Raw genomic sequence first — 18,557 nt, 5'->3', positions numbered from 1 at the left:
TATTTTTACAATATATAAGCTGTTTTCTTGGATATATGACAAAATGGTTGATTTTCGAAGAATTTGCTATCTTCTTAAATCACCGGATTTTGACCGGAAAGTGGGTGGACATGCTCCGGATTATCCACTATGCAAAAAAGGAGTACCTCTGGATGGTAAGATCCGTAATGAAGAAACTGGTTTTCTTTCACTATGATGAAGGGTCAAGATCCGGAGAAACAGCCTGTTCTTTATTAAAATCATTTGAAGGTTACCTTCAAAGTGATGGGTTTAGTTCCTATAATGTTTTTGAAAGTAATGACCGGGTATGTCTTGTCGGCTGCATGGCCCATATAAGGCGACGATATGAAACAGCGTTGGATGAAAATAAAACGCTGGCCGAATATGCATTAAAGCAGATACAGCAACTTTACCGAATAGAAAGAATGGCAGATGAGCAGAACCTGTCGTTTGAGGAGCGCTGTAAAAAAAGGAATGAGCTTGCCGGTCCCATATTGCTATCTTTTGAAAAGTGGATGGAGAAAACATATCCGACTGTATTACCCAAGAGCCGTATGGGTGAAGCAATCGGTTACTCCTACTCTTTATGGCCGCGTATGAAAAATTATTTAAAAGACGGCAGATTAAAAATAGATAACAACCTGGCAGAAAATGCCATCAGACCGATAGCAGTATCACGGAAAAACTTTTTGTTCTGCGGTAACCACGAAGCTGCTCAGAATACTGCCGTAATCTGTTCTTTGCTTACATCGTGCAAAGAATCCGGTGTAAACCCCAGAGAGTGGCTTAATGATGTAATCTCAAAAATGCCATACCTTCAGAAACCGGGAAATGATGAAACCCTGAAGGCACTCTTGCCTAACAGGTGGAAAAAAGAGGAATCTAATAATACTCTAATAATACTCTAACGATTACCGGTAAAGTTTGGAATCTCTGTACCGAGATTATGAACGCCAAAGTTAATGAGGAATAAATCAAGGGGTATTTAATCGGGTGCTTACGGTTGTATCTTTGAACCGGTCATTCACCGTAGGAGGTGGTAGATTCACACCCATTTGCCCCGGCATTTGAAGCTGACGATAAAAAGGAAGATGATAGACATACTTGCCGATCATCAGCTCGGCCAAAAGGGTTGTAAACAGGAAATAGAAATACAGTGATTTCGGGAAAATCGACTACAGTGATTTCGGGAACAAGAGTACAGTAATCGTGCCTCAAAAATACATATTTTTTTACTGTAAAACAACCTCTTTTTTATTTTTTTCAGAAAATAGTTTGCCTGTTTTCCATCCGATAACTTGGTCCTTTTTTATGGAAAGCTTTCCATAAATCCGGCGAGTCGATGAGACGCAGAAAGAAAAAATAAATTACTTTTGTGGTATATATTTACAGGCTTTGGAGCGGTACCCTTTGCTCCGCTACAGCCGGTACCCTTTCGAGCGCTACAAGCGGTACCCTTACACCGCTATCATCACCGATTCGTAATTAATTTCCGATTTATTCTGAAGTTCACTCATTATTTACAAATCAATAGTAATAATTCAATTGCTAAGCAAAGCATGATTTTTCTCACAAAGGTAGGCAATTTAGCATAGAAAAAATAATTTTTACCCCTTGAGTTCACTGTTATTGAGGTGAGATTTAAGGGTCGGCAGAGTGGAAATGATTGGGTTGATTGGATAGATTAAGGATGGTTAGGGTTGGTTGGGATGGTTGGGTCGATCAGGGTTAGTCAGAAGAAAAATATCGTCTTTGTGTGGGTGGGCAATACTTTCGGCCGGTTCGGTTTCGTCCAGGTGCGACAGCGCAGGGTTTTTGGCTGCCGGTTGCGGCGCGTAAGCAGCAGATGATGCAGCGGTTGACGGTTGAGGCTTCGCAGATGCGGGTTTAGTTTTGGATGCGCCGGCTTGGGGGTAGCTTGCGTCATGGGTTGCACAAGATTGTGGGTGTGCCAATTCGGTTGCAGGTGCAATATATGTCTCATTCTCAATATCTTCCGCCTCGGTTGATGGGGAAAGATCTCCGTGAGCTGTGGAGATAGCAATGTTTGCTAAGTTATACGCAGATTGGCAGCTCATAACAGCCTGTTTGCAAAGATTATTCATCAGCTGCGGGCTGTTCGTCATTTTCATTAATTTAAACTTAAGGAAATACGTCGCCGTCAGTATGCCGGCAAGAATAAAGAAAATGCCCCAGCCCATGGAAGGATAAAGGCGGATGATGAGAACCGAACAAAGCAACTGCACCAGCGCGTAGGCCGTCGATACACCGAGGTGCGGCAGGTGACATTCGTTAACAAGTATCTGAAAGAAATGCAAGCGGTGAGGTTCTAATATGTTTTCTCTTCGAAGAAGGCGATGGGAAATGGTTCCGCAATTTTCTACACCGTATACCAACAGGAAACCGATCCAAATCAGGTTTTGTGTTTCGATCATCAGCCGCAGCAACAACACCACCACCCAAAAACCGATGCTGATGCTGCCCACGTCGCCGGCAAAACATTTGGCTTTCTTTCGGAAGTTGAAAAACAAAAAAACCACCGATGCAATCATCGGGTACCATATCAGATCGGGATTGACAAACGGAGAGATATAGAGGTTGACATATTGCATCGAACCCAGTATCACCAGCGAGCAAAGTCCGGTCATACCGTTGATGCCGTCCATAAAATTATACGCATTCAGGATAGCCACAATTAAGAAATAACCCAACCCGATTGCCCACCACGGATATCTTCCAAATGCACCGATGGCAATAAAGGCACACGTTATGCTCAGCAGTTGGAAAATCAGTCGGATTTTCTGCCTCACTTCAGACACATCGTCCAGAAAACTTACGGCAGCAATAGCCGTCAGTCCCAAAAAAATCCAAGCTGTCTCCTCCGATGGGTTCAGGGCAAAATAGATTGCTGCCGCCAGCCAGTAGATCACGCCCCCGCCTCTCAATGTTGGCTGGTTGTGCGAACTGCGACCGTTCGGTACATCCACAATTCCGTATTTTCGTGCAATCCGAAAATAAATCAATTCAGCAGCAAACAGCACCACCAACATGAAGGCGTATTCCATAATTCCTTATTTTTTCACGCCGGCGATCCGGCGATTACGAATTGAAATATTGACAAAGATAATTAAAAAATATATAGTATATCATCGACTGCCGGCAAAAATCGTGTTTTTATGGTTACTGGCTATAACGCATTAAAAAGCTTTCCAGTGTTTTCTTTATCCCCTCGTGTGCCGAAATCGGCATTTTTTCGATACCCAAAGCCGATTTTATTTTTTCGTTGCTCACCACGTAATTCTCCGTCAGTTTCCGCAACCGCTCCTTGTTGAGCGGCAGATGCAAAGCGCCACAAATGCCGGCAGCGCCGGTCATGAAAGACTTCGGTAGTTTCCATATCCGCGTCTTTTTTCCCAACGATTCATTTATCAACTGTATCAGTTCGTTAGTCGACAACGCTTCATCGTCGCACACCTGATAAATCCCCGAAGGAATATCGTCTCTCACGATAAGCTGTTCAACAACGAAAGCCATATTATCGATAGAACAAAACGAACGCCTGTTGTCGAAAGCCCCCAACGGCCAGGGAATTCCTTTGCTCACCACATTATACAGCAGGTTCAGATTTCCTTTGTTCCCCGGTCCGTGAATCATGCACGGCCGCAAAATATATATCTTTTTATCCTTTACTCTTGGATCTTGTTTTTCGGCTCTTAAAATGAATCCTTCTGCTCTAATCTTCGATTTCCCGTAAGGCCCCACTGGCGCAGGCGCCACCTCCTCCGTAAGTACATCACCCAGTACACTATTCGCAGCCGCTTTCACCGAACTGAAGAAAATGAATTTTCGTGCAGACGATTGTAGAAAATAATCAAAAATCTTTTGCGTAAGTCCTGTATTCACGGCAAAATATTCTGCAGCCTTACTCCTGTTCTTGGTATCGTGCGCTTTCCCCGCCAAATGCACAATTGCATCCGTTTCAGGAATTTCCGCCAATTGCTCCCAACTGTAAATTGCTTTCACCCCGTTTTTTGGAGTTTGATTTATATCCAATCCATAGAGGACGTGACTTTCTTTCCACTTTTCGGTGAAGTTGGAACCCACAAACCCGTTAATGCCCGTGATGAGAATGTTCATATTTTGTTGATTATATCTCAGGATCTGTAATTAATGCCATAAATGACTCAAGTGTAAATCTGCGATAAAACTTAATAAATCCAAGATAGAAAGTATATGCAATTAGCCCGCATATTGTTATAAATATAATCATTTTCCAATCAAAAGGCATTCTCCAATTTATACTTAAAATTCCTTTGATTAACAAGCAGTCAAAAAATAATGTAAATATTAGAGCTAAAGATCTTAAAAAACCATATAATGCCACATAATTATCCATTTTTTTGCTGTGCTTTGACTGTTTTTCATATTCATAATGGTAAATAATTCGGTGATAATCATAATTATTAAGGGTCTCTTTGTCGGAGACAGATAAGTTTAATTTTTTTAAAAGTCCGGGATATTTTTCTTTTAAATGCCTTTGGGTTGTTTCATCCAATGACCTGATTACGTAACTGTTTATTCTAAGACATTTTCCAATAAGGAATGAGCATATTGAAATGGGGAATAGCACGAAACAAAAGATTATTCTCCAAAATATCTTGACTATTTCAAGATTTTTAAAATTAAAGAGATTACTTTTCGGTGACTCTTTAGCCATAAGATAGGAAGATGGGTAATCATAATTCCATAATGAAAATCTTTCAACAATCAATGATGATAAATAGGCGAATAAATGACCTGCAACATAAGAAGCTAAAATTAAAAGAATTAAATTATTTGGCTTAAAAAGGGAAAATAAATTATCGTTATTATTATTCAATAAATCATAGATGCTGTTAGGTGATACTCTTAAGATAAACCAGAAGAGTATAATACTAATGGCTCCCGGGAAAGCATATCCTAAAAAATCATACAAGGAAAAAGGATTTTTACTCATTTCTAATAATGCATTTTTTCATTTGCAAAAAAGATGTCGTTTAATGAATGCCAGGGAGGACGATGCTCATACTTTCAACTCGAATATTTTATAAAGGTACTTAAGCATGATCATAAATATATTGGTAGTTATACCATATTTTCTACAAGCTTTTAGATCTTCTTTGTTTATTAACATTCTGTTATTCAGATTTTTGGTACTTTCACCTCCTGTTCGCATCGTAACAAAGTCTTTTTTTAAATATTGATATTTTATTTTGTGGGTGTATAAAAAACGAATCAACAGATCGAAATCGGAAGCAATTTTATAATCCAACGAATAAAGACCGTATTTTTCGTAACAACTTCGTTTGACATAAAAAGAAGGATGTGCGGGCATGATGCCAAATTTAAACAATGAGAGGTTAAAAGCTGCAGAAGAATAATAACGGACACATTTGTTCAGGTTATCAGGATTCACATAGTGAATATCGCCAAATACAGCATCAATTTCATCATTTTCAAATGCATTGACCATCGTGGCTATTACATCATTCGATGTAAAAAAGTCATCCGAATTCAATATTCCGATTACGTCACCGGTTGCAGCTTTTATTCCTTTATTCATCGCATCGTAAATTCCTTTGTCGGGTTCGGATATGATTAGAGACACTCTTTTTCCGTATTTTTTCACAAGATCCAATGTGTTATCCTTACTGGCCCCGTCCACAATAATATGTTCAATATCGGGATATGTTTGTGCATTTACGCTCTCCAACGTATCTTTTATGGTGGCTTCACTATTGTATGTAGCTGTAATAATGGATATTTTCATTGCATTATTTATTGCCATCCTGCATTATTTTTTTTGCAATCGTTGCATTGTAGGCATGGATTATTGCTGAATCCAGTTCAGCTTTTTTAACCCAATCATCGTCTCCGTATACACCTGCATGCGTGTAATCGAATGGTTTAAATCTTATTTTATTTATATTCCGTTTGTTTTTAAATCTGAAGTCATTGTGCTCCGGATCAACAAACATGGGGTCTGCAATAATGGAATTTTTATCTTTCCCCGTTTTTTGTTTCCATTCCTCAAATGAATAATTCAAAAAGCGAATATCCGTCGTTCGTGTATCCCAATATAAATTTTTATTCGCATCGATGCGTATTACATCCCATCCGGGTTTTCCAATCAATACACCTCTATTAAAAAAAACAATATTATTGGTAAAGGTGAATGAAAGATGGTTTTCTTTTCGTGTAGCTTCCAATTGAGCCTTGATATTATTTGCAAAAATATTGTTGCGAACAATATTCTCTTTTCCGTAGTGTTGATGAAATCCTGAACTTTTGCAATTATATACCAAATTATTTTCCAATATTATGCCTGTTGAACCTTCATCCGTATATAAACCCCACCCGCCATAATCATACGAGTATATATCGTGTATTACATTATGACTCACCTCTGTCCCTTCCGAAGGTCCTAAGGTATATATGCCTCCCATATCGCTCAATTCACCCCACCCCAAATGATGGATATGATTGTAAATAATTTTATTGTTTTTTGCAAGACTTGGTTTATAACCCCATACCCATCCTACTGATATGCCGGAATACCGGAAATCTGCTATATCGTTGTGTGAAATCGTATTGTTGCCCGAATGAAACAGGATAATCCCTACGCCCGTGGGTATTTCGTAACCTCCGGAGTGAACGATGTTATTTTCGATGATATTATTTTCGGTCATGAAAAATGGATTGGTCGGTATAGAAGGATCCCCGATTTTTATGCCTCCGATACCCAAATCGTGAAAATGACAATGAACAATTTTGTTATTGATACACCCGTTTTTCAGCCATATTGCATTATTGCTCGTATTGCCGATTTCACAATTTTCAAAAGTAATGTTTTGTGCAAAATTGACAGTTACTGCTGCCTTTGTATTGGCGGCAGCCTGCTGAGGCATTTCACCTTCTTTGGGCATGATATGTTTGGTATACTGGAACGATAAATTTTTGAAAACCATGTTTTTTACTTTATTCTCCGGTTCCCCTTCAATTTTAAGCAATTCATCCAATATGGGTATTTCTGCAAAAGTTGTTTCGATATTTTCTCCTTTACGCGGTATATAATAAAGTATCCCTTTTTCATCCAGATACCATTCACCGGCTTGATCTAAAAATTCTATTGAATTTTCAAAATAGAATAAGGAAGGAGCGCTTTCCAGATTAATTGCTTTAGGCAGAGGATGAGTAATTAAGGTAATGTTTTTTTCTTTTCTCGATATATTGGCAAGATGGCCTCTCAGTCTGTCCCATTTGAGATTAAAAGAGATAACTACATTCTTTAAATCTTCGGATGATATTCCATTTAATGCATTAATTTGATCGTTTGTCAAGAAAATCTTTTGAGTGGCTAAATTGTTGGAACCTTTCATTGGTACTTGTTGTACTCTGAATGTACGATAAAAGTCTCCCTGATTGGGCGTTCGGGCTCTTATTGCTCTTTTTCCGTTAATAAATACCTGCTGCGCATCCAATTTGTTGTTTTTTACAATATCGGATATATCCATCTTCCATAATATATCGGTTACTTTTTCGAATTTGCCTAAAGGAATACTTCCTTTAAAAACAGGCATTGTTTCCTTTTCACCTTCTATGATGAGTTGATATTCCTCATTCAGGATTTTGTCTGAGATAATAATAGGTTTATTCAGATAATATTCTCCTTTTTTTACAATAATTCTTACCTCTTTTTGATTGTTTTGTCCTTTTTCAAATGATACTTTTTTTAATGCGGCATCAAGACTTTCTAATGGCATGTCATATGTACCTGAATTGTTATCATTTCCTTGTTTAGATACATATATTGTTTGTGCTATTGTTTTGTTTATTGGCAGTGAAAACAATAAAATGGGAACAAATATAAAAAAGAATTTGTGGAAAAAATTTTTTATCATGGTTGAATTTTTATTGCTCCTTTTGTTTCCTTTTTTCTTTTGATTAATTCTTTCAAGATATAATACCGATATCGAATTCTATAACTTAATGGGTATGTACTCTTTCCTCCGCTTGGACTGGCATTATCGTTATGTCTTCTATATAGAACGAGTGGCTCGTTTAAAAAAAATGGTTTACCGTGAATTTCTACTGACAGTCCAATCCATATATCATGCATGGCGATATTTAAAGGGAAAGGGAGTGCATAATTTAATATTTCTTTCTTAAATGCCATACAACAACCCAGGTAAGTGTTTTTTACAAAATTTTTCCAAAATCCTGGTCCTGAATGCATAATTTTAAAAAAGGACCTTTCTGTAACTTGCAAATCTTTATCTACAATTTTACAGTCGGAAACAACGAGATCATATTCTTTTAAATAAGGAATGATTGTTTCAACTTTATGAGGTAACCACACATCATCTTGGTCACAGAGAAAAATATAATCTCCGGTTGCTAAATTTAAAGCGTTTTCAAAATTGGAAATGATCCCTTTGTTTGGATTTTTGTAAATCTTAATTCTTTGATCGTACAGATCATTGATTATATTGAGTGTATTATCTGATGAATTATCATCAGAAATTATTATTTCATCGGTATCGTTTAATTGCTCCAATATTGATACTAATTGTTCTTCAATATATTTTTCTCCATTAAATGTTGCTATGCAAACTGACTTTTTTCGCATTGTTTTTTTCCATTTTAATGTGGTATAAAACGATAGAATTTAATATCGCCAAGGAAGGATGAAATAATAGTGGGTTTCCTATTGAAGGGAAAAGGTATCCTAAACTCGACAACATAATAACATTAGCAATTATATTTTTTTTATTCCAACATTGTTTGAATAAATATAAAAACATATATATCCAATTAAAAAAAAGGATGATTGAAAAAATGCCAAATTTATGGATTACATTAACGAATGTGAGTTCAAAACCATAAGGTAATTCGGGATTACTGATATATCCTGGCACTGTGGCGCCTAATCCATTTCCAAATAATTTTAAATCAGCTAATAGAAAATTCAACTGTTCATAACGAGCTATATTAGAAATGTCTTCTTTTTTAAACATGTTTGTGATTATATTGAAGTAACCGGAAGTAATGATTACAGATAATAAAATTATAATCAAAAAAATAAAGAAAAAGAAAGAAAGATGAAGTTTGTTCCTTTTAACTTGACTTCCATAACTAAAAAGAACAATAATACCTATCACATAAATTATCCCAAGAGCAAACCCTTTGGACGCACATAAGAAAAATAATGTGATGAGAGATAACATAAAGTAAATAAAGGAAATTATTCTTTTATCAAGACCCATAAATTGGAAATCTTTTTTATTGTATAATATTTGATAAAAAGAAATGCCAAATAAACAATATATGATTGCAAGATTAGGGAAGTATATTCTAAATTGTCCCGTGCTGGAGAAACTTATATTGGCATCTACAAGAGGTATTGGATTTCCAGAAGCTATAGATATCATAAAAGCAAAAGCAAAAATACCTAACAAAAATCCAGACGCCAAAATAATTTTTACCAATAATTGTGTATCAATTTTATATCGGACGAGAACAAAATAAATAAAATAACATGTCATCCCGGCAAAATTAGAAATAACATATGAGGTATTATTACCCTTGATTAAACCTAAAATAAATCCATATGCCCAAATTAAAATAAAACTCAATGCGATTAAATCGGTAGTGGTAATTTTCTGTATTTTGTGTATTATTAAAGTATATATAAAAAAAAGGATAATAATTATTCCCAAAAAAATATAATAAATACCTGTTTCAAAACTTGTCGATAATGAAAGAAAGATTAATATTAGGGTTGTTGATCTAATTAATCTCAGCATTTGAAAATTGATTTTATGTAGTTAATTTCACAATTTGAAAATATTATTGTTTTAGTAAAATATTTTTTGCAGTAAAAGATGATTTTAATTTCTTTATATAAAGAATCAGAATTTTATATTTATTTTCCAATTTCCATATTTTTCTATATGAGATGATAGGATGTCCGAAACTATCATTGTACAACTTTTTGTGTTTGAAATAAATGTAATCAAGAGTTTCAAGTTGTTTTGTTTTATCTTTATTAATAAAAGTTATCATTGAACTTTCTTTTATTCGGTAGTAGAATCCTTTATAATTCAATTTGATCACTTTTTTATCTAATGAATAAACCATATTTATCCAAAATTCCCAGTCTTCCCATCCATACTTTAAATTTTCGTCATACCCGCCTATTTTTTTCCAGTCTTCCTTACGATATAGCGCACTACAAAAAATCAAATTTTCGCACAACAAATGTTTTTTATCGAAAGTTGGTAAAATCCAATCTTTATTTTCTGTTCCAAACAAATGGGCTTTACAGTAAACAATCCCCACGTCTTTGTCTTTTTCGAGAACTTTGATCCCCCTTTCCAAATATTCACTCCCTATTTTGTCATCACTGTCAAGAGGTAATATGTATTTTCCACTTGCATGTGCAATACCGTAATTGCGTGCGCTGCATAAACCTCCGTTTTCTTTTTTTAAATAAACAAATCGCGAATCTTTTTTTTCCCATTCAAGTGAAATTTTTTCGGTTTCATCGGTGCTGCCATCATTTACAATAATACACTCCCAATCCTCATAAGTTTGATTCAAGACAGATATCAGGCATTCATTCAAAAATTCTACCTGATTATAACAAGGGACTATAACTGAAACTTTTATGCTCATCAATTCCGATTTAAAGTAAATTTCATTTTTAAAAGTTGAATAAAATCACTAATTAAATGGGCTAATCTTATATTGTGAAAAGCGGGGATTAACCCTACCTTTATCCATTTACCATTACTACATGATCTTTTGAGCTGGATAATAAAAGGTATTACATTCATCCGATATTGGGGCTTGTCAATTGACATTAAAAAATTATATTTGTTTATTGCGACTTTAAGTCTTGATGTCACATGGTCATAACTATATTCATAATCGAGCGAATTGTTCCTGACTGTTGAACAGTACAGAAAATGAGTGTCTATAATAATTTTTTTAGCCAAATTGCCGCTTTTAGATGAGAACATAACGTCATTGGCTGTAAAAATTTCATCAAATTGTATTTGATTAGCCTTTATAAACGAGTTTGAAAATATTTTTGCCCATGGCGGATTGATGCAGTATCTTACTTCTTCCAGTATTATTCCTTTTTTAAGAGATTCAATCAGCCATTCATTATAAATCTTTCCTCTGCTTTCAATAGGATGCATTGTATCACATTCAACCGAATTCGAAAGGAAAAAAATGATATCAGCATCAACCTTTTGGTACTTATCCATTATTTCATTAAAACAATCATTAAAGAAATCATCTGCATCAGCAAAAATCAACCATTTTCCTTTTGCTTTTGATAAACCGATATTTCTTGCATAGCCGGCACCTTTTCCTTCTTTGGTAAAATATACTTCTATATTTGTTTCATTCAGGCCAGGGAATTTTGAAAAATCCACCATTCCCGGATCACTATTATCATCTACTACGATAATTTGGACATCATTTCTTTTTGGTATTGAATCCAAACAGCGTCTCAATAGTGTAGGGATATTTTTGTGAGGAATTATAATTGAATAATTTGTATTAAGCGGATTCATAATAATATTTTGACTACACTGAATTCAAAAATAAGAAATATATTTGTTACGTTTTTACAATACAGATTCATATATTGATTTTATTTCAATAGCTATTTTATGAGAATTGAGATTTTTTGTTGCATATTCTTTATTTTGTGCCCCCCAATGAGCTTTTGCTTTTTCAATTCCTTCAGACATTGCTGAAACAACAGACGAGTTATTTTTTGGATTAAAATACGGGTTTCCTGTATTTCGAAGTATTTCACCTACATTTCCAATATCAGGGCCTATAACAACTTTTCCAAAAAGAAATGCCAGCGGGATATTCCCAGAATTCAGAATTTGACATCTCTGTATAAAAATGATGTCGGCAGCAGAAAAATAAAATGGAAGTGCTTCATTCCCTATGAAACCTGCTTTTAATCGGCTATTAGCTGTATAATGTTGAACATTGCATCTTTCTTTAATACCTTTTATAAGACTTCGAGGATGATTTACAGAAAGTTTGAATTGATAAAATCTTGGAGCGAATAAATACTTATTCGGGAGTTTTAATTTTTTGAAACCATCCAGTACCATTTTTCGCTCCTCGTTATTTCGGAATGAGCCAAAACACAAGAAAACAAATTTGTTTTGAGGTATTTTTAGTACTTTCCTTGAATCGATTTGAGAAATATTTGTTTCGTACAATGCATCGTAGGTATGGTGCGGAATTATATAATGAAGGACTTTGTCATTTCTGACATTTTCCTCAAATTGTTTTTTGCTAAAATAACCCATGTGAAAAACAACATCACAATTTTCTTCGATGATTTCATACAGTTTTATTGTAAATGGATTATTACAATAATGAGGTTTTATGTTATGCCGAGTATATATTATTGTGATTTTCCTTTCTTTTATTAAATTAATTTGATTTATCAGCATCGAAAGTTCTTTTTCTGATATCCTTTGCCACTCGAAAATTGCTTCGGGCCATTGGAAATGGATAATGTTATATTCTTCAAAGTTGTTCCAGAAAAGATCTAATCCCCAATCTACTTTGCATCCTATATTTTCGAGTTCCTTTTTTAATGTGAACACATAAGGATTATCGATATTTTGATTTTTATTGCTATAAACTAGTAATACTTTCATTTATCGGAATTTAGGATGATAATTTATTGTATATTTTAGTGCGCTTTTTCGTATTCCTATAGGTTTGGCAGGTACTCCTCCTACAATGGTCATAGGTGGAACATCTTTTGTTACGACTGCCCCACATGCAATTACTGCCCCTTTTCCAATTTTCACAGATGGCAATACTGTAACTCTTGATGCAATCCAAACATAATCTTCTATAATTACATCTCCACCAACGGTCCTATGATAGTCGTCATGGACGTCGTGTTCCAACGTCCAAATATTCGTCTCACGTGCAATATCAACATTATTGCCTATTTTTACTTTTCCTCCTCTACCATCTAAAAATACATTATTATTGATCACGCAATTATTGCCTATTTCTATGTTATCTGGAGCAATAAAATTTACACCTCGTAAGAAAAATGAATTTGATCCAACCTTGTGAAACTTTTTTTTAACTACAAACATTCTTAAGGAAGAAATGGGCATTCTCATGATAAAGGGTATTAATACAAAATTGTTATATTGACTTAAATATTCCCTAAAATGATTCGCCGATCCCATAATTTTTTTTGGAATATATTTTAATAAAAAGTTTTGTTTCCTTTTTAAACTTCTTTTATATAGATACTTGGTAAAAGAGTTGGGGGAAATTTTATAAAGTTCCCTATATGAGTGAATGTCCATATTTTTTCTTTTTAGTTGGGAGGAACCAGCCCAAACCCCATCTTTGTGCCTTCTATAAATTGCCATATTATCATTTAAAAAGTACGCATTTTTATTTTCAAGGCAATAATAGAAAAGATGTAAATCGTAAAAATTGCTATATTTATTTATTAAATCAAAGATTAGAACATCTTTGCGGAAAACGATTGTAAGCGTTCCAATAAACCATTCTTCAAATAATTCCTGAAGTGTGAATTCAAATCCTTTTTTATCAGCACTTTTTTGAATATGAGCATCTATGATATTTTTATTCAGTTCCTTAAATTCACCATTCTCAAGTCTATAAAATTGATGGAAACATGCGTTGTATTCAGGATGAGATTCAAGTATTTCTACCTGTTTTTGCAGTTTATACGGGTCAGTCCAGTAGTCGTCGCCTTCGCACAAAGCGATGTATTTTCCCTTAGCACGAGGAAAATTAAAAATAGCTGATCCTCTTTTACCTTTTTCCCATTGATTTTCAATTTCATAAATAGGCTTAATAATGTCGGGGTATTTTGCTTCATATTCTCGTATAATATCTGCCGTACCATCGGTTGATGCATCATCGTGAATCAATATTTCAAAAGGAAAATTTGTTTTCTGCATTAAAAAACCTTCAATAGCATCACGAATATATTCTACATGATTATAGGTTAGGCAAGAAATTGAAACTACAATTTTTTCATTAATCATTATTATTCATAATTATTTTAAACATTGGATTGTTCATCTCTTTTTTCATATCCTCTAACATTATTTTATAGGGATATTTTACTTTGTAACCGAGTTCCTTTTTTGCTTTAGTAATATCATACAAATACGATATTTGGGAAGGTTTATCTGGCCTATATATTATTGGGGATTTTTTACCTGGTTTGCCAAAAGCTTCAACAATTCCTTTAATTTGTTCTTCTAAAGAAATAGGGGTTCCGCTACCAACATTGTAAATGCCATGAGCAGTAGGATTTAAAATTGCTTTTTCGATCAGTTGAATAAAATCTTTGATATATACAATATCTTTTTTTATTGTTGGATCTCCCCATATTTCTATTGTTTCTCCTCTTTGTGCTTTTTCTATAAAAGTTAGATAAGCCATTTTAGTTTTTAAGCCGTTTACATACATAGTATCATCTGGCCAATAACAATAAATAGTTGGCATTCTAAATATAATATTTTGAATTCCATATTCTTGATGGTAATATTCTGTCAAATCTGCAGCTGCTATTTTACTTATTATATAAGCTGCATGATCTCCTTTCAAAATAGGTTTACGTACCACATCATCTTTGATATATATTCCTGTATTCCAGTAACCTGCAACGTCCGAATGTGATAATGCAAAAATAATTTTATTTATATTGTTTTCTCTGCAATATTCCAACACATTTAACGTGCCCGTTATATTAATATCTATATATTTATACGGATTATAGCCAGACATTCTTGCAGGCATCATGCCAGCAAGTAAAACCACGCAATTGAAATTATTTTTAGGTATTTTTTTAAATGATTCTTTTTTTGATATGTCCAATTGAAGATAATTAATCCCTTTATTTTTGAAATAATCAGAATTTCTTTCTTTAAATCCAGTTGCAACTATGTTATAGTTTTTATTGCTCAAATAATCTGTGAGATAAAGACCGGTGGAACCAGTTGCTCCAATTATAAGGATTTCTGTCTTGTGCATATAAATTATTTTTAATATTGCTAAATTAATTCATAATCATCCAACATTTTATTTATTTCTTCTATAGAATTAAACATCATAACATCTAATATAGAAAGCCAAGGGATGAATTCGTTCTTGAATTGAGTGTATGAAGTAGAATAGGTTTTTATGAATTTTAAATCGATGCATGCTTTCTTAAATGATTCTTTATCATATAAATCTTGTCCTCCAATAGCATTGATATATGTATCTGCATTCAGCAATTTGCTTATATGTATAATTTTTTCTTGACCTTTTAATTCGTTATTCTTTTCCATGGATGATGAATAAATAATTTCTGTATCGATTTTTAAATAGTTACAAATATGGATGATGCTGTTCCCGATAAATTTTGCCAGATTTTTATCTTCGTAGTTTAAAATATTTTCTATAACCGAGAAAGCAGATTCGAAATAGGGGGCTTTATTATATGAATGATATATCGTTTTTAATAATTTATTTTGATTCGGTTGAACGGATATTTCGTTTATAAGTTTATTTGCGCTTGCTCCCTTTAAAATCAAATTAAACATAAATTTACTACCATTTAACAGCATATAGTTTCTATTTATCCATCCTCCTTTTATAAATTGTACATCATCATAAATTAGAAAGGTATCTGCTGCTTTAATTAGTTGGAAGTAACCTATATAGGGTAAAAAATAAGGCTGCATGATTGCTAATTTCATCTTACAGTTTATTTTTTATACTATTAGAAATTAGGGTTACTTCATTTAAATCGAGTTCCGGGTAAATGGGTAAACAAATCACCTCGTTAGCTATCTTATGTGCATTGGGCAAGTTTTCCTTAGCTGCAGAGGGTAACCCCCTATACGTAGAAAATTCGCTAATTAACGGATAAAAGTATCTGCGTCCATAAATGTTGTGTGCCTTTAATTTTTCATACAGCTCGTCGCGGCTCATTCCGTATTCTTTTTCATCGACAAAAATGGGAAAGTAGGAATAATTGTGTCGCACCTCCGGAAAATCTTCCAAAAAGGTTATTCCCTTTACGTCTTTTAGCTGCTCTCTGTATTGTTGGGCAATGGCTTTTCTTTTTGCAATGGCATCGTCCACATATTTCAACTGCAACAAGCCAAAAGCTGCCCGAACTTCATCCATTTTGCCGTTGATACCAGGAGCAACAACAGTGGTTTCTCCGGCAAACCCGAAATTTTTCAAGTAATCGATGCGTTGTTTGGTTTTGGCGTCATGACACACCAATGCGCCTCCTTCGAAGGTGTTGTAGGTTTTGGTGGCATGAAAACTTAACGTAGCCAAATCGCCGGCATTCAACAGGGATTCCCCTTCGACTTCTACGCCAAAAGCGTGGGCGGCATCGTAGATTACTTTCAAACCATACGTATCGGCAATCTCTTCTATTCTTTTGGTGTTGCACGGATTGCCGTATACATGCACCGGCATGATGGCTGTTGTTTTGGGCGTAATGGCAGCCTCAATCTTTTCGGGATCCAGATTTCCCGTTTTTGGATCGATGTCCACAAACACCGGTTTTATGCCGTTCCACCACAACGAATGGGTGGTTGCCACAAAACTGAAAGGCGTGGTGATGACTTCACCTGTGATGCGCAACGCCTGTATGGCTACCATCAGAGGAAGTGTTCCGTTGGTAAATAAACTGATATAGGGTACCTTGAGGTAACTGCACAAAGCCCTTTCCAACTCTTGATGATAGGGGCCGTTGTTGGTAAGCCACTTGCTCTTCCAAATATCTTCCAGATAAGGAATAAATTCCTCCAGCGGAGGCAGGAGCGGAGAAGTTACGGTTATTTTTTTCTGATTATTCATATTGACTACAAAAATATCCAAAATATTTTATTTTCTGATAATAAGCAGATCTTTTATGAGCTTCAATTCGTCAAATTTGATAAAATAAGCTGTCGATATATATAATATTACTCCTATTCCGGAGCCAACAAACAATCGTATGAAATCTCGAGAAGCTATCATCATGTGGGTATCGAATACCCACAAAAAGGCTCCCATGAATATACTTAAAAAAACACTCGGGGCCAAATCTTTAAATTGATCCCATACCGAATAATTCAGGAATTTACCGCTGTAATGGCAATTAATAAATAAAGCAACAAAGGAAGTCGCAACTTTTCCCCATAATAGGCCGATTATTCCCAAGCGGTAAGTAAATAATAGAGTTATCACAGTGATTATTTTTTTTATAATTTCCAGTTTGAGAAAAAGATCGCTTCTTCCTTTGGTCTTCAAAATGTTCAGATTATAGGAATGAATGGGATATAAAACACCTGCTATACATAGAATTCTGAAATAAGGAACGGCTGGTAGCCATTTTTCGGTAAACAGAAATCGGAATAATGGAATCCCTAAAACGCCCATGATAACTATTAAGGGTGTTATAATAAAAATGACTATTTTCATAATTTGACTGTAAATGTACCTTAATTGTATATTATCTTCTTGAATTTTTGAGAATAAAGGGTAGGTAACCTTATTTAAGGCCGAACTTATGTTGATCACCGGCAGTTGTTGCATGGAATTGGCTTTGTTGTAATAGCCAAGTGGGGCGGCAGTATAGATTTTACCGATCACAATTGTATAAATATTTTGAAAAATGGTATCGATTAATCCTGATAAAGCCAATTTATATCCGAAATCAAAATGGAATCGAAATTTTTCTTTATCAAAAATCTTTTGGGGACGCCAAGAAGAATAAAACCAAAATTGGACGGAAGAAAGTAATGTTTGCAAAAGAGCCATTATTACCAACGACCATACTCTAAAACCGCTATATGCCAGTATAATGCCCGTGGTTCCTCCTATAAGTAAGGAGGGTAGTTGAATTTTCAGTTGTGTTTTGAAATCCATTTTTTTGGTAAATAGCGTTTGTTGAACGGAGGAAAATGCTCCAATTGGCAATGAAAGCGCATAAACTCTTATTATACGAGTTAATTCGGGCATGTTAAAAAAAATGGCAATCCAAGGTGCAACTAAGACTAGGAGAAAGTAAACAAGGATACTTGTGACTAAGTTAAAATAAAAGACAGTTGAAAAATCGGCATCATCGGGATGTTGAGTTCTGATTAACGAATTGGTCAATCCTCCGTCAATTAATACAGAGCCAATGTTCATGAATACTCCAAAAACGGCAATTGTTCCAAAATCGCTTGGCATAAGGATCCGCGCTAGGACCAAGGAAACAATAAAGCTAATGATTTGTGTGCCAAATTGTTGTGCAAATGACCATACGATTCCCCCTAATGCTTCTTCTTTAAGCGACATGGTTTCTTATTTGTCAAATGTGTAAATTCAGAATTGATGTGCAAGTTACAATAATTATTTGATTTTCCTTTTAATGATTTTTATCGTTGTGGAAGATTATTTCTATTTATTGAAATAATTTATATCTTTAC

The 18,557-nt window shown here is 34.6% G+C and carries 16 protein-coding genes and 1 pseudogene; 1 reads left to right on the top strand and 16 read right to left on the bottom strand.

All coding sequences use genetic code 11. The features are described 5' to 3' along the window. The coding region (tnpC, locus tag OLM34_RS00900) for an IS66 family transposase (protein ID WP_264404558.1) at positions 1–908 on the top strand (908 nt) is incomplete at its 5' end. A gap of 96 nt (positions 909–1,004) precedes the next feature. Here the strand turns inward: tnpC and OLM34_RS00895 are convergent. The 16 genes and pseudogenes from OLM34_RS00895 to OLM34_RS00815 all read right to left on the bottom strand — a co-directional run. Further along, positions 1,005–1,133 (bottom strand): annotated as a pseudogene (locus OLM34_RS00895) (IS66 family transposase); the annotation flags it as partial. A 561-nt stretch (positions 1,134–1,694) separates the two neighbouring features. Further along, positions 1,695–3,065, bottom strand: coding sequence for an MraY family glycosyltransferase (locus OLM34_RS00890; RefSeq protein ID WP_264404556.1), 1,371 nt, complete (start codon positions 3,063–3,065; stop codon positions 1,695–1,697). A 115-nt stretch (positions 3,066–3,180) separates the two neighbouring features. After that, positions 3,181–4,137 carry an NAD-dependent epimerase/dehydratase family protein gene (locus OLM34_RS00885; protein WP_264404554.1) on the bottom strand — a complete coding sequence of 319 codons (957 nt, stop codon included), beginning with the start codon at positions 4,135–4,137 and terminating at the stop codon, positions 3,181–3,183. Positions 4,138–4,147: 10 nt separating this feature from the next. Then, positions 4,148–4,996 (bottom strand): hypothetical protein, encoded by an 849-nt coding sequence (locus OLM34_RS00880; protein WP_264404553.1) that lies wholly within the window; start codon positions 4,994–4,996, stop codon positions 4,148–4,150. A gap of 66 nt (positions 4,997–5,062) precedes the next feature. Continuing rightward, entirely contained in the window at positions 5,063–5,809 is a 747-nt protein-coding gene (locus OLM34_RS00875; protein WP_264404574.1) for a glycosyltransferase family 2 protein, read from the bottom strand. Positions 5,810–5,813: 4 nt separating this feature from the next. Continuing rightward, complete coding sequence (locus OLM34_RS00870; protein ID WP_264404552.1) at positions 5,814–7,802, bottom strand: right-handed parallel beta-helix repeat-containing protein; 1,989 nt, start codon at positions 7,800–7,802, stop codon at positions 5,814–5,816. 134 nt (positions 7,803–7,936) lie between these two features. After that, positions 7,937–8,668 (bottom strand): glycosyltransferase family 2 protein, encoded by a 732-nt coding sequence (locus tag OLM34_RS00865; RefSeq protein ID WP_264404551.1) that lies wholly within the window; start codon positions 8,666–8,668, stop codon positions 7,937–7,939. Next, complete coding sequence (locus OLM34_RS00860; protein WP_264404550.1) at positions 8,634–9,845, bottom strand: hypothetical protein; 1,212 nt, start codon at positions 9,843–9,845, stop codon at positions 8,634–8,636. The genes OLM34_RS00865 and OLM34_RS00860 overlap by 35 nt, the downstream gene beginning before the upstream one ends. 43 nt (positions 9,846–9,888) lie before the next feature. After that, a complete protein-coding gene (locus tag OLM34_RS00855) occupies positions 9,889–10,716 on the bottom strand; it encodes a glycosyltransferase family A protein (protein WP_264404549.1) in 828 nt (275 codons plus the stop codon). Further along, on the bottom strand, positions 10,716–11,627 hold the full coding sequence (locus tag OLM34_RS00850; RefSeq protein WP_264404547.1) for a glycosyltransferase family 2 protein: 912 nt from the start codon (positions 11,625–11,627) through the stop codon (positions 10,716–10,718). Before OLM34_RS00850 ends, OLM34_RS00855 begins: the two co-directional genes overlap by 1 nt. Positions 11,628–11,681: 54 nt before the next feature. Beyond that, the gene (locus OLM34_RS00845; RefSeq protein ID WP_264404546.1) at positions 11,682–12,746 is read right to left on the bottom strand and encodes a glycosyltransferase family protein; all 1,065 of its coding nucleotides are present in this window, start codon (positions 12,744–12,746) and stop codon (positions 11,682–11,684) included. Continuing rightward, positions 12,747–14,135, bottom strand: coding sequence for a glycosyltransferase (locus tag OLM34_RS11415; RefSeq protein ID WP_320051494.1), 1,389 nt, complete (start codon positions 14,133–14,135; stop codon positions 12,747–12,749). After that, positions 14,128–15,129 carry an NAD-dependent epimerase/dehydratase family protein gene (locus OLM34_RS00830; protein ID WP_264404545.1) on the bottom strand — a complete coding sequence of 334 codons (1,002 nt, stop codon included), beginning with the start codon at positions 15,127–15,129 and terminating at the stop codon, positions 14,128–14,130. The genes OLM34_RS11415 and OLM34_RS00830 overlap by 8 nt, the downstream gene beginning before the upstream one ends. A gap of 20 nt (positions 15,130–15,149) precedes the next feature. Next, positions 15,150–15,839 (bottom strand): WbqC family protein, encoded by a 690-nt coding sequence (locus OLM34_RS00825; protein WP_264404544.1) that lies wholly within the window; start codon positions 15,837–15,839, stop codon positions 15,150–15,152. 1 nt (position 15,840) lies between these two features. Continuing rightward, positions 15,841–16,959: a DegT/DnrJ/EryC1/StrS family aminotransferase gene (locus OLM34_RS00820; protein ID WP_264404543.1), complete on the bottom strand. Its 1,119-nt coding sequence runs from the start codon at positions 16,957–16,959 to the stop codon at positions 15,841–15,843. 27 nt (positions 16,960–16,986) lie between these two features. Continuing rightward, the gene (locus tag OLM34_RS00815) at positions 16,987–18,426 is read right to left on the bottom strand and encodes a lipopolysaccharide biosynthesis protein (protein ID WP_264404541.1); all 1,440 of its coding nucleotides are present in this window, start codon (positions 18,424–18,426) and stop codon (positions 16,987–16,989) included. Between the last annotated feature and the right edge of the window lie 131 nt (positions 18,427–18,557).

Origin of the sequence: Anaerorudis cellulosivorans, from assembly GCF_025943985.1 — a bacterium.
Taxonomy (GTDB): Bacteria; Bacteroidota; Bacteroidia; order Bacteroidales; family Dysgonomonadaceae; genus Anaerorudis; species Anaerorudis cellulosivorans.
Note: the sequence above shows the minus strand (reverse complement) of the source record. Positions and strands in the feature narration are given on the sequence as shown.

Excerpts from the sequence above, each read along its gene's own strand:
- OLM34_RS00850 (WP_264404547.1), bottom strand. The coding sequence starts at position 11,627 with ATGAATCCGCTTAATACAAATTATTCAATTATAATTCCTCACAAAAAT.
- OLM34_RS00830 (WP_264404545.1), bottom strand. The coding sequence starts at position 15,129 with ATGCACAAGACAGAAATCCTTATAATTGGAGCAACTGGTTCCACCGGT.
- OLM34_RS00820 (WP_264404543.1), bottom strand. The coding sequence starts at position 16,959 with ATGAATAATCAGAAAAAAATAACCGTAACTTCTCCGCTCCTGCCTCCG.
- OLM34_RS00875 (WP_264404574.1), bottom strand. The coding sequence starts at position 5,809 with ATGAAAATATCCATTATTACAGCTACATACAATAGTGAAGCCACCATA.
- OLM34_RS00845 (WP_264404546.1), bottom strand. The coding sequence starts at position 12,746 with ATGAAAGTATTACTAGTTTATAGCAATAAAAATCAAAATATCGATAAT.
- OLM34_RS00815 (WP_264404541.1), bottom strand. The coding sequence starts at position 18,426 with ATGTCGCTTAAAGAAGAAGCATTAGGGGGAATCGTATGGTCATTTGCA.
- OLM34_RS00870 (WP_264404552.1), bottom strand. The coding sequence starts at position 7,802 with ATGCCATTAGAAAGTCTTGATGCCGCATTAAAAAAAGTATCATTTGAA.
- OLM34_RS00855 (WP_264404549.1), bottom strand. The coding sequence starts at position 10,716 with ATGAGCATAAAAGTTTCAGTTATAGTCCCTTGTTATAATCAGGTAGAA.
- OLM34_RS00885 (WP_264404554.1), bottom strand. The coding sequence starts at position 4,137 with ATGAACATTCTCATCACGGGCATTAACGGGTTTGTGGGTTCCAACTTC.
- OLM34_RS00860 (WP_264404550.1), bottom strand. The coding sequence starts at position 9,845 with ATGCTGAGATTAATTAGATCAACAACCCTAATATTAATCTTTCTTTCA.
- OLM34_RS00865 (WP_264404551.1), bottom strand. The coding sequence starts at position 8,668 with ATGCGAAAAAAGTCAGTTTGCATAGCAACATTTAATGGAGAAAAATAT.
- OLM34_RS00825 (WP_264404544.1), bottom strand. The coding sequence starts at position 15,839 with ATGAAATTAGCAATCATGCAGCCTTATTTTTTACCCTATATAGGTTAC.
- OLM34_RS11415 (WP_320051494.1), bottom strand. The coding sequence starts at position 14,135 with ATGATTAATGAAAAAATTGTAGTTTCAATTTCTTGCCTAACCTATAAT.
- OLM34_RS00890 (WP_264404556.1), bottom strand. The coding sequence starts at position 3,065 with ATGGAATACGCCTTCATGTTGGTGGTGCTGTTTGCTGCTGAATTGATT.
- OLM34_RS00880 (WP_264404553.1), bottom strand. The coding sequence starts at position 4,996 with ATGAGTAAAAATCCTTTTTCCTTGTATGATTTTTTAGGATATGCTTTC.